At 47.6% G+C, this 11,712-nt stretch carries 12 protein-coding genes; 5 read left to right on the forward strand and 7 right to left on the reverse strand.

Going from position 1 to position 11,712, the window contains the following annotated elements; genetic code table 11:
- Positions 1 to 37 precede the first annotated feature (37 nt).
- Complete coding sequence (locus CWC22_RS10895; RefSeq protein WP_138539739.1) at positions 38 to 1,387, forward strand: dicarboxylate/amino acid:cation symporter; 1,350 nt, start codon at positions 38 to 40, stop codon at positions 1,385 to 1,387.
- A 37-nt stretch (positions 1,388 to 1,424) separates the two neighbouring features.
- Here the strand turns inward: CWC22_RS10895 and CWC22_RS10900 are convergent, their stop codons facing one another.
- The 3 genes from CWC22_RS10900 to CWC22_RS10910 form a co-directional block, all read right to left on the reverse strand.
- Entirely contained in the window at positions 1,425 to 1,658 is a 234-nt protein-coding gene (locus CWC22_RS10900; protein ID WP_171045157.1) for a hypothetical protein, read from the reverse strand.
- A 26-nt stretch (positions 1,659 to 1,684) separates the two neighbouring features.
- Complete coding sequence (locus tag CWC22_RS10905) at positions 1,685 to 1,843, reverse strand: hypothetical protein (protein WP_171045158.1); 159 nt, start codon at positions 1,841 to 1,843, stop codon at positions 1,685 to 1,687.
- An 83-nt stretch (positions 1,844 to 1,926) separates the two neighbouring features.
- The gene (locus CWC22_RS10910) at positions 1,927 to 2,106 is read right to left on the reverse strand and encodes a DUF6435 family protein (RefSeq protein ID WP_010386429.1); all 180 of its coding nucleotides are present in this window, start codon (positions 2,104 to 2,106) and stop codon (positions 1,927 to 1,929) included.
- A gap of 274 nt (positions 2,107 to 2,380) precedes the next feature.
- On the opposite strand from CWC22_RS10910, the gene CWC22_RS10915 reads away from it, so the two are divergent.
- Entirely contained in the window at positions 2,381 to 3,640 is a 1,260-nt protein-coding gene (locus tag CWC22_RS10915; RefSeq protein WP_138539741.1) for a phosphatidylserine decarboxylase, read from the forward strand.
- A gap of 140 nt (positions 3,641 to 3,780) precedes the next feature.
- Here the strand turns inward: CWC22_RS10915 and CWC22_RS10920 are convergent, their stop codons facing one another.
- Both CWC22_RS10920 and CWC22_RS10925 read right to left on the reverse strand, forming a co-directional pair.
- Positions 3,781 to 4,659 carry an SDR family oxidoreductase gene (locus CWC22_RS10920; RefSeq protein WP_138539742.1) on the reverse strand — a complete coding sequence of 293 codons (879 nt, stop codon included), beginning with the start codon at positions 4,657 to 4,659 and terminating at the stop codon, positions 3,781 to 3,783.
- 85 nt (positions 4,660 to 4,744) lie between these two features.
- The gene (locus CWC22_RS10925; RefSeq protein ID WP_138539743.1) at positions 4,745 to 5,590 is read right to left on the reverse strand and encodes a type 1 glutamine amidotransferase domain-containing protein; all 846 of its coding nucleotides are present in this window, start codon (positions 5,588 to 5,590) and stop codon (positions 4,745 to 4,747) included.
- A 126-nt stretch (positions 5,591 to 5,716) separates the two neighbouring features.
- Here CWC22_RS10925 and CWC22_RS10930 point away from each other — a divergent pair, with 126 nt between their 5' ends.
- The 3 genes from CWC22_RS10930 to CWC22_RS10940 all read left to right on the forward strand — a co-directional run bounded on the left by CWC22_RS10930 (position 5,717) and on the right by CWC22_RS10940 (position 9,379).
- Positions 5,717 to 6,631: a LysR family transcriptional regulator gene (locus CWC22_RS10930; protein WP_138539744.1), complete on the forward strand. Its 915-nt coding sequence runs from the start codon at positions 5,717 to 5,719 to the stop codon at positions 6,629 to 6,631.
- 275 nt (positions 6,632 to 6,906) lie between these two features.
- On the forward strand, positions 6,907 to 8,208 hold the full coding sequence (locus tag CWC22_RS10935; RefSeq protein WP_125563721.1) for a peroxidase, FMP-type: 1,302 nt from the start codon (positions 6,907 to 6,909) through the stop codon (positions 8,206 to 8,208).
- A gap of 424 nt (positions 8,209 to 8,632) precedes the next feature.
- On the forward strand, positions 8,633 to 9,379 hold the full coding sequence (locus CWC22_RS10940) for a hypothetical protein (RefSeq protein ID WP_138539745.1): 747 nt from the start codon (positions 8,633 to 8,635) through the stop codon (positions 9,377 to 9,379).
- 112 nt (positions 9,380 to 9,491) lie between these two features.
- Here the strand turns inward: CWC22_RS10940 and CWC22_RS10945 are convergent, their stop codons facing one another.
- Together CWC22_RS10945 and CWC22_RS10950 are read right to left on the reverse strand one after the other, a co-directional pair.
- On the reverse strand, positions 9,492 to 10,601 hold the full coding sequence (locus tag CWC22_RS10945; protein WP_138539746.1) for a nuclear transport factor 2 family protein: 1,110 nt from the start codon (positions 10,599 to 10,601) through the stop codon (positions 9,492 to 9,494).
- 81 nt (positions 10,602 to 10,682) lie between these two features.
- On the reverse strand, positions 10,683 to 11,711 hold the full coding sequence (locus CWC22_RS10950; protein ID WP_138539747.1) for an AraC family transcriptional regulator: 1,029 nt from the start codon (positions 11,709 to 11,711) through the stop codon (positions 10,683 to 10,685).
- Position 11,712 lies beyond the last annotated feature (1 nt).

Consider the following 11,712-nt stretch of genomic DNA (forward strand, 5'->3'; position numbering starts at 1 on the left):
TACTCCAAGTCGCGTGCTGCTTAACAGGGAAATCATGATGACAAACAGTCAAACGACAAACACGCCTGCCGGCTTATTACAGAAAAAGCGTCTCTGGCTGCAAATTCTAATCGCACTGGCGCTCGGCATTTCAATCGGCTTATTGCTTTCTCCTCAGGGCGCGGCCTTGGTCAGTCACTCTGCCGCTATGGACATTGCACAATGGGTTGCCCTGCCCGGACGCGTATTCCTTGCTCTGATCCAAATGGTGGTAATACCTCTGGTTTTATCTTCTATTATTCTGGGTATTGCGGGTAACAAAGACACAGACTTTTTAAAGAAAGTCGGTATGCGTATTTTGCCTTACTTTGTCACAACTACCTTTGTTGCAGTTATCCTCGGCCTTGCGGTGGTTTACCTGATAGAGCCGGGTAACTATGTGGACAGTGGCTTGTTCAGCGCCATTGTGGATCAACCCACTCAAATTGTCGCAACGCAGGCAACACAAAGCTCCATACCGGATAAAGTCGCAGCCATTATTCCCGCTAATCCAACGCAATCCACGCTTGATAAAGACATGTTTGCCATCGTCATATACGCTAGCTTCATTGGCATGGCACTGACAACCCTGGCAGAGCGGCGTAAAGCCCTGATGATAGATTTTATGGATGGGATCCAGTCTGTTTCACTGCAAATCGTTAACTGGGCCATGCTGTTGGCACCTTTTGCGGTGTTTGGCTTGCTGTGTGATATCACCATACGTATTGGTGTGGATGCATTGATTGGGGTTTCAGCCTATGTTGCGACGGTTCTGCTGGGACTCGCGGGCTTGTTGATTATCTATACCCTGGTCGCCTCATTTGTAGCTAAAATCCACCCTCTGGCTTTTTTAAAGGCGATCCGCGGCACGCAATTACTGGCATTTTCAACGTCCAGCTCCGCGGCGGTCATGCCGCTCTCTATGCGTACAGCCCAGGAACAACTTGGGGTAAAAAAACCAATTGTGCAATTTATCGTACCACTTGGTGCAACCATTAACATGGACGGCACCGCGCTTTATCAGGTCGTGGCTGCGATTTTCCTTACACAGGTATTTGGCGTTGACTTGTCTGTGAACCAGGTCGTGCTGCTGATCCTAACCACAGTCGGTGCATCAATCGGCTCACCCAGTACCCCTGGCGTCGGTATTGTGATCTTGGCGTCCGTGTTAGCCAGCTTTGGTATCCCTGCCGCGGGCATAGCTTTGATACTCGGGGTTGACCGAATTTTAGATATGTGTCGCACCGTTATTAATGTAAGTGGCGACCTGACAGCCTGTGTGGTGATGAATCGCTGGTTAAGAGACGAGCTGGCTCTGACTGAGCGGGAACAAATAAGTACAAAGATAGATGACGTAATCACAAGCTAGTAGCAGGCATACCCCCCAAATAGTGAGCCCCGTGTTATCAGGCTTCGCAGCTAAGCGAAGCCTGTACTTTACATCTGGCCTGTGCCTCATCAACGGATTGTCCTCCCAGACAAAAACCTAGCCGCACAATTTTCTCTTCAGTCTGAGGCGCAGTACCCGACGCCAGTGACCATGACCACTTTTTTAGTATTTTCTTGGCCGGCCTGGATAAAGACGCAGTCGGAATACTGCGCAATAGCACGACCGACTCCGTGTTTCCTTGTGCATCCAAATTAACCTTAAAAATGGCGCAACCAGCTATACGGGATAGCGAGACTTATGCTCGGCATCAGGTTTCCAGAATACTTGACCGTTAGGTGACTGAACTTCTGTCAACCTGACATCGCCGTACAAGGTTTTCCCCTGAGCATAAAATACGCTAACAATGGACAAGCCAGCCAGTAAGATATACCGCATAGTAGATTCCTTTTTACATTTTTACTTACAGCGTCATTTGTACCATATTCAGACCCACATCGCCATCAGGCCGGGTTGGGGGATCAGCTGGCGTTGTTTTTTTCTAATTGCTCAATTTGTTGCCAAAGTGACTCGGCCTCCGATGTGAGCATCGCATAGCCGCGAATATCACCATTACGCTGAGCGTGCATCGCTTGCTCCAACTTTGCATCATAGGCCTTACGTAACTTTTTGACTGGATCGCGTTTTAAGAATTGAAACATAGACGAACATTCCTGATAACCAATTTTGAGTGGTTAAACGTGATACAGGTCACTTTGGATCATCCCGTCATCGAACGGATTTCACTGCAATTTTTACCACTCAATTGTAGCAGCCAGATTACGCGGATATCGCCCGCTTTTTGCATTCTTGACCCTGTGTAATCTGCTGTAATTGCCCACTCTGTATCCCTCACCTATATAAGTCATTGTGCTCTATCTCAAACACTCGACTGACAACCAAGCGTAGATGCTTTGAACCCACAGGACAGATACCATGACTGACATTTCGACGATCCCCCTACCCGAGCCCATTAACTGGGATGACATCAGTTCTCTGGCAGAACTCCATATTGCGGGTCTGGATGGCGTTTTTCTTGAAAATCAGCTCAACCTGCTTTGGTACCTCGAAGCTCTCGCCGAAGTGTGCTCAGAAACCCATATAGCCCGACGTAAAGATATCGCTGCTTTCTGGCAGCCGTATCTATATCGTGAGCCAGGCTATACTCTGCAAAGCTTTTTTGCTCAGTGGTTAACTTACACACCGACGCCAGACAACCCAGGACAATACATCGAGTATTGGGACTATCTGGTGAATACGGAGTCTGGCCTGAAACTCGCTAACGACGGCTATTTCAGAGGCTGGTTCCGGCAATTTCTAAACTTCCATGGTGACTGGATAAACAGCACATCGTCCACCGGTACCTTGAGTGCGTGGATGAACTACTCTGGGACAGATCAGCACCCATTCAATATTAATCACTACGAACGCCCGGACCCTCATAATCCTCAAGGTGGTTTTGGGTCTTTCAATCAGTTTTTCCTGCGTAACCTTAAGCCGGGGCAACGCCCTCTTTGCCATAGAGCCGGCGAGCAAGGAGTTATTGTTTCTCCCTGTGATGGCGGGGTCTTTTTCCTTGATAAGGGCGGTTATGAAATTAACGAAAGCCATGCCAATAACCACTATGTGCTGCCAGGAAAATCTGGCGATCGATTTAATTTGATAGACGCTATCCCGGGATATGGACGCTGTTTCATCGGTGGCCCATTACTGGATATCTTGCTTTGGTTTACCGATTACCACCACTTTCACGCCCCTGTTTCTGGTACTGTGATTGACCAGGGATTATATGAGGGCGCGTATAACTATGACTTTGATAACTTTAATCCTCGCCACCCCTACGACCCGTTACCGCCTAAAAATAGCGATAAGGCTGGTTGGTATCAAAAACTGGGTAAGCACCAGCGGTATGTTTGGGTGATAAAAACGCCCGACCTTGGGCTGGTGGCTATGATTGCCATTGGTTTTTGGGGCGTCGGGAGCATAGTGAATGCCATAGAAAATGGCGCTGAGCTGGAACGAGGTCAGTATATGGGTCACTTTGGCTACGGAGGGTCATCAATTGTACTGGCGTTTGAACCCGGCAAAGAATATCAATTTAAAGTCGGTGAGCAACCTGTAAGAGGGCCAAATAACCCAACACAAATGCAAGTCAGAGGGTGTCTTGGCCGAGTTGTTCCCCCACTTGAATGGTAACAGTGAACAGGTTGATATTCGGTCGCTATGCGCCTGATGCTTAAAAGCATCCAGGCGCATAAACAATCGGGGATAATGTCTGGCCATTCCCCTAACTCCGTGTAGGGGAAAAGACCTGCGCACCTCATTCCATAGTAAAGTTATGAGCTTTGTTTTACTGTGAACATAGCGTCCATGCCGTAGGCAGCATAGATATGTTGCATGGCTTTTTCTCGCGCTTCGTTGACCGCTTCAATAACCGGGTTTAAGCCCGAGCCATCCACTGTGGTTCTGAACGGGCGCTCAGACACCTCTGTTTGCAGCAGCGCCAGTACCGCGTCTGCGACCATTTGCGGGCTGGGTGCATTGTCTGCATCGTGACCTTGCTCTGTGCCTGCCCACATCTGCTCAGGCGCATCAGCATGCTCACCGTAGCTCTCGGTGACTGCTTTATCGCTTGATCTCAGCAGGTTTGCACCAAAATCAGTACCAAATCCGCCCGGCTGCACGATTAAAGACTGAATACCGAACTGAGACAACTCTACACGATAGTTTTCTGCCAGACCTTCGACCGCATGCTTCGTTGCATTGTAAGAGCCCAGGAACGGCAATACGAACTGGCCTAAAATACTGGAAATCTGCATTAAGGTTCCCTGCCCACGTTGTTTCATATGTGGCAACAAAGCCCGCGTCATACGCTGCACGCCAAACACATTGATATCAAACACACGCTTAAAATCATCGATATCAAAGCTTTCCTGCCAACCAAGGGTACCTACGCCCGCATTATTGATCAGTACATCAATGTGCCCAGCCTGCTCAATTGCTGCTTTTACCCCTTGCTCCACACTTTCATCGTTGGTCACGTCGATATCGATGACATAGATCCCTTTCGTCCTGAGCTCATTGGCAACCGAGGCATTGCGCCCTTGCGGGTCGCGCATGGTGCCCACTACAGTAAAACCATTAGCCGCCAGTGTGTTCGCAATGAGGTAGCCAAATCCGCTGTTTGAGCCGGTCACTAAAACTGATTGAGTCATACTATTCTCCAGAATTTTCTAAAATCTTGTTTGTCAGGCACCACAAGAACACTTGCAGTGCGCTTACCTTTCTTTGCCGTAGCGGTTATTGATCAAGTTGCTTAAGTAATGCTAATGCCACACCAGTGGACGATTTGTTGTTCTGACCGGTGATCAATTCGCGGTCAACCACAACATGTGGGTGCCAGTCTTTTTCACCGCGAGAATAGTCACCACCGGCTTTGGTCAGTGCATCCTGTGGCCAATAGTGGAGTTCGTCACCGCCAAGGTAATATTGTGTTGCAACGGCTTCTTCAGAGTTACTGAATGTGGTCATGCGATACCCCTCATACACCCAGCCGTCTGAGGGTTTGACATTCCTACCCGACTTCATAGCTATCTCAAACTGAGCGGCATTTGGCAGTGCCGAAAGCAACGCCACCGGACCATGGCACACTAAGCCGGTGGGTTTTTTCTGGGCATTGAAGTGACGTAAAAACTCGCCCAGTTGCGGGTTTGCTACCAAATCGCCCAAAGGTGCATGACCGCCCGGCACAAATACCGCGTCAAATTTGTCGATACCGATTTGCTCTATGCGAGCAAAGCTGACAACCGGACTGTCGGTCTTATCATCAATTTTAAGCTGATTAAATAACGCTTTGTGCGCCTCATAGTTCGCCTTGCTGACGTCCAGGAAGTGGTCTGGCGTATCAGATACCGGGTCCAGTCTGGGTGCCATGCCCTTTGGAGAAGCAAACGTCAGTGTATGACCTGCATCCAGGAATAACTTAACCGGTTCCATCAGCTCGTTCAGATAAACGCCTGTTTTGTAGTCGTAACCGTTTTTAAGTGTCATTTGCGCGGTATCCGACATAACCACGAGGATCTCATCGGCCAGAGTCAGTGGGCTTGCAATTAATGCTGTTAGTGCTGCGAGTGTTTTTAATTTCATGTTCATCTCCTGAGATTTGATGACCTGTGTTCTTAACTTGGGTCTAGAATAAGCCGCCCCACTTCATTAATGAAATTAATTGCTCTAATATAGTCATGAATATGAATAATACCGAAAGAGATGAGCATGAGTAACATTTCAGATATCGAGCTAAATCAGCTACGCCTGCTTCAGCTGATTTTTGAAACTAAAAACCTGACTCGGGCAGGAGAGCGCGCGGGTCTGACGCAGTCGGCGGTCAGCCACACACTGAAAAAACTACGCCACAGCTTTAATGATTCATTGGTGATCCGTCAGGGCAACAAATTGATCCTGACACCACGTGCGGAATATCTGCAATCACAGCTCAGTCGCTGGCTCAATGACTTTGAACGCCATATCCTCTCCCAGGAGCAGTTTGAGCCAGCGCACTCAAGTCGCACCTTTTTTATCGCCACCAGCGACCTGGTCGAGCAGTCACTGGCTCCAGTTCTGATCCCTCACCTGAGCAAAGTTGCGCCAAATATTCAGGTGGTCTTTGCCAAGCTCGATAAACGCGGTTTTGCCAGTCAGATAGAAAGTGGGGAAGTAGACTTCTCAATCAGCGTGATAGAGTCCAGTCACCCTGCTCTGATGGTAACCACCTTATACAAAGACGACTATGTATCGATCGTCAGACATAACCACCCCTGCCTGGATTCTGCACTCGATTTAGCAAGCTATTGTCGCTACCCGCATATTCTGGCTGGCACAGGGAAAGACATTCGGGGTACTGTGGATGACGCGCTGGGCAAGCTGGGACATACCCGAAAAGTACAATACAAAGTCGCTAACTTCTCCAGCGCGCCTTATATTGTTGAAACCAGTGATGCGATCTTTACAGCGCCACGTAAGTTTGTGGCTGCCATTCAGTCCAAATTTAATATTGCTGAGTTTGAGCCTCCCTTGTCGGTGCCCCCTTTTTCAATGAAAATGTACTGGGATATCCGCAATAAAGACGATCAGGCAAGCCGCTGGTTCCGCCAGGAAATTATCACTGTTGCCCGTAATACTGCACCCTGAACAACAAGGGTATCTGGCTCAGTCAAAAAAGACTTAGCCTGATATTTTTTATGAAAAATTATCGGGCTTAATCCGTCAAGACCTGTAATAGCTTGTAATGGTTTAGTGAGTATATTTGGTCCATTCTTTTCGCATACCGTTACCACACACGCCCTTCGCTTTATGCGCCGGAGGGTGTACGTGTTCCCTTTGAAATAGCCCGTCGACATATTACTAACAACCAGCCCTGTGAAAAGCAAGTTGCTAAAAGTTGGCGTAAAAATAAGGACTATGCAATGACTAGCAAGACACCACAATCATCCGTTCGCCCTTACCCGGAATTAAAAGACAATGAACCCACAGTCCCGCAATTTGGCGTGCTCGATAAACTGCATGGTACCTGGGTAAACTGGAAAGGTGGCCCCAAAGGCCTGCATACCACTCCCATGCCCTCTCCCGGTACTTCTTCAGAAACCGTATTTGGGGTTTTTCATTTCAAATCACAGCAATACCGCGAACAGTTAACCTTTACAAAAGTGAACGCGCCGGTTCGTAACCGTGCAGGATCAAACGAGCAATTTAATGGCCCGGTAAAATATGAAACAGCCATCATAGATAACGATGGCGATCTGCAGCACTTTGAGAATGGCATGTACCTGTGGCTGGGCGACAACACTATGCCATGGGAAGAGAATGGCCAATATCAAAATCCACGCACTATGTTTTCTCGCCCCTCAACCGTTGAAACGGTTGCAGAAGATGGAGGCGTCCCTGTAATTGGTCCGGGCGAGCAAGGCCCTCAATTTGTTCCGCCCCATTCTATCTCTCGCTCAGGCGTGATCCCTCATGGCACGACGATCCACCTGACGGGTAGCGTAACCAACTTTGACAAAGAAAAAACCCCTGATGCCCCTGAAAAACCGGAGATTGCAAAGCTTTGGGAGCAACCTTACTTGTCTATTTCTCCCACCATGGGCATTGATCCTGAGCGCGACCTGATCCCGGGCAGCCTGAAGAAGCCTTTCTGGACAAACCTGCCACGGGATGAGCAAAGAGACTACCCAGGTCAGCCTGAAGCACATCAGGGCGTCAACAGTGCACGCGCCTACTTCCTGAATATTTTTAACTACGATAAGTATGGCGCAAAGTTCCCCTACACTGTCCAGCCAAATCTGTTACTTTCAGAGTTCAATGAGGCATTAAACTTCAAAAGCTATGATCTGATCGAGTTAGACAGCCAGCACGATACCGGAGTGCAAGGCGCTACCGTGAACAATGTCATGATTGAACGCTACTGCCGTGTGGTTCGCATGCGCCATCGCATGTGGCTCGAACAGATCATCATTCAGGACGAAACAGGTAAGGACAAAATCATCGATCAATTACAGTATGAGCAAATCGTAGATTTTGAATTTATGTTTGGTGCCAGTGGCGAAACCACACAGTGGCCGCATATTCAGGTCAACACCTTAAGACGTTTGGAAGATATTCCAGAAAATGAGCGTTATGACGCCATCGAGTTGCCGGAAGAAGAAGAGGAAGAGCCTGTGACCAAACCCAAATCACAGGTGCACCACATGAACCACAAAGCCAAATAACATAACCTGGTTTAGCGCGATTTCTGAAAGGCTTAGACAGCAATCGCGCTACATCACTTACATCATGTAACTTTTCAGCCCAACACTCTTCATCTTCATTGTTAATCGCAGCAAACATTTTCACCAGTTAAGTGCAGTCTTTAACGACCTGTCTGTATAGAAGCACCATTTCAGGTCTACAGCGACTCCTATTATCCATGTTAACCGGGTAAAAAAACGCCCTGCACGTTGCTGAATACGAACAACCAGCCTAAAAATACGAACATTTAATGAGCAAGAAAAAATAAATAAGTAATAAATTACTATTTTGGCATGCATACTGCTTATGAATTGCTACTGCTCAATCAGGCAGTATTAAAAACTAACCCGTGGCTTTGAATACGGAGCCACAGACAATTCATTTTTTCCTAAGGAGTAGAGTAAAATGAAACAACTTTTAATTTCCACCGCCCTTCTGGTTTCTGGCACTTTCTGTTTTTCCTCTCACGCCAGTAATTTAGACCCTGAACTTCAAACCAAACTGGACGACACGTTTTACCTGTATGACTCCGGGCACTACCAGGAAACACTGGACAATGTTCAGTGGCTGGTCAAAAAAGGGGTTGCAGTAGACTACGATTTCTATGGCTACCGATTGGGCGTGGTTTTATCACTTTGGCGCAACCTGGCGCAAGATTTTGAGCCAGCGCGCATCAGCTTTAATCGATTCCTTGAATCCAGTGTCCAGAAGGCCGTGAATTCACCACAAAACTGCGCTGCTTTTGACGATGCCCGTTCAATGCTCAGACTTCAGCACCGTGTTACCGACATCATTGCTACGTTAGAAGAGAAAGAAGCTGCACATCCTCAGGTATGGTCGCGCTGCTGGGATGACACCGCCACACTTGATGCTGTGGAGCAGACTTCCAAGCCTCTGATCGACGCCTATATTGGCGACCTCTCTGATCACTTCGCTACTCACTATATTCCCAATATCGAGCAGTATTACAACCAGTGTTCAACAGAAGGAGATTACCGTGAAGCTTGTCAGGACGGCGTGAAAGAGTATCTGACATCAGTCTCAAACGCATTCAGACACGCAGCCATGACCCATTATGGCCTGAATGAAGCCGGTCAGGTCGGCGGTTTAACACTTTCACTGTTACTGAAGTGGCAAGAGCAAAATAACTAATTTGCTCACCTTTGCGTAGAGGCAATTAATTGCCTCTACTTTAAAAGCGGCAAGTATTTTCCCCTTCTCTCCTGACAGGGTCAGTTCACTGCCTCGCCACCGTGTTACCACCCTAACGCTTATCTAACACCTCTATCATGGCCTCAGCCACCGCCACTGAAGACAAATAATTTTGTCCGGTGATCAATCTGCCGTCAATTTCAACAAATGGTTTGTTCCGTTCACCATGTAAAAACTCGCCCCCTCTGGCTTTTACTCGCTCACCGATAAAGAATGGGAACGCCTTAAGATACGGTGCGCCCTGTCGTTCAAAAGATTCCGGATAGCCACTAACACGTTTATTGGCCACCAAATACGCACCCGACTTCAGTTTTAAATTCACAATACCAGCGGTACCATGACAGACCGCAGAAATAATGCCATTATTTTGCTCGTACACCGCCATGGCGATGGCCTGGATCTGAGGGTGCTCAGCGACCTCGTACATAGCATTGCTTCCCCCAACATAATGCACGGCATGATATTGTGACGCATCAACCTGCTCCGGTGCCAGGCTGTGACCAATTGCATACATGAATTCAGGGTCGTACAAATACTGTTTGTGGATCGGCACAGACGTATTCACGTACGCCAGGCTCAATGCTCCCCCTCGGGTACTCATAAAATCCACCGTATATCCGGCTTTAATAAACGTGTCATAGGCGTACACAAGCTCAGAAAAACTGGTTCCGGCGGGCAGCTCTGTATCGCCGTGAAAGCTGGCACTCGATGCAATAAAGAGGATTTTTTTATTTTTATATTGAATAGTTTGCTCCGTCGCGGTTTTACCAACAATCTGCCATTTCCCGGCTATCTGTTTAAGCAGAATATGATCGATATATGCCTTGTAAGGAGGCGCTACGGTGATTTTTAGCCGCGCCATGGCGATGTCACCGTCGATTTTAAGCGAAAGCACTTTCCCCTGACGTTGTTTATCACTTTTACGATCAAACCAACGCGCATACTGCCCGGCTGTCACCGTCCAAAATGGTTTTGTATCATGGGACAGCAACAACTGTGCTTGCGGATGAAATGCGTTTTTGATGCGCACAGGATCACTCTCGCGTGTCCCCTGTAAGTAGTCGTTTAAAGCATGTAAGACACCCGCTTTATCCGACGCCAGACTATGTCCAGAGTTTATCAAGCATAGCAAAATCAGGACGTATCTAAGACAGGTTTTCATGGTGTTTCTCCGGTTAACGAATTTCACCTCACCTTAAAACATAACCTTATAAAACAAGCTCCTGAATTATAATTTAGGTATTCAGCATGATAATTTGCGAGTCTGTTGCGCGCGAAACTGACTCGGGGTCTGACCTGCGTATTTCTTAAATGCGGTGTAAAATGTCGAGCTGGCATTGAAACCACATAATTCCGCAAGGTGTTCCATCGTCAGGCTTTGCTCTTGCAGCAAAAGTGACTGAGCATGCTGTACCCTGTAACGATTAATAAATTGATTATAATTACAACCATAATACTGGTTTAAAAACTGTGACAACTTGGTGTGACTGACCCCCAAGCGTTTGGCCAATCTGGGTAATGACATACCAGGGTCGGTAAACAACAACTCTTCATCGAACAGTTGAGTTAATTTGGTTGATAGTTCATGGCTCTGCTGCGGCGATATCGGCTGCGCCGCGTACTTCTCTTTTGTTCGGCCTCCCCCCGAATAGACCACGATACTCAGATACAACACCATGGAAAATGACAAGGCCCCCATGATGTAAGACGTGTAAGCTGCAGTATAGTAAGCAAACCAGATCAGCCAGCCGCCCCCCAGCACAACAACGGGCAGATCGCGCCAGTTTGGCGCATTTTGTCTTGACCATAAAGCGACCAATTTATGCCGATACAACCAACTTGCCGCGATTAAATACCCAAACCAGGCATAACCTGAACCTCTGTATATCCAGGTTTGCCAAAGTTCCAGATTGCTATGATAGGGATAGATTGCACCAGTGAAGACAACCACAAGCACCCAGCCTGCAAAATGCCATCGCAATATTGGGCTGTTTTTGTTCGGATTTAAGTTACGCACACAAAAAGAAAACAAGCTTGGACCAATCAGGCAGCATGCACTGAGCCCCAGTTGTAAGATGTCTTTACTGAGTCCGGGGCTAAAATAGAAAGCAATCGATTTGCCAATACGAATACTCAGCATCAGCAATAGCAGGGATAACCAGGGTGCCCCCGTTATCTCGCGTCGCTTGTGATAAATCCATGCGGCAAGTAAAACCCCGTTAAATGCACCCAGTGAGGCAAAGAAGAACAAAAAGTAGCGTGAGAATTCCATT

It is taken from the genome of Pseudoalteromonas rubra, from assembly GCF_005886805.2.
GTDB classification, from domain to species: domain Bacteria; phylum Pseudomonadota; class Gammaproteobacteria; order Enterobacterales; family Alteromonadaceae; genus Pseudoalteromonas; species Pseudoalteromonas rubra_D.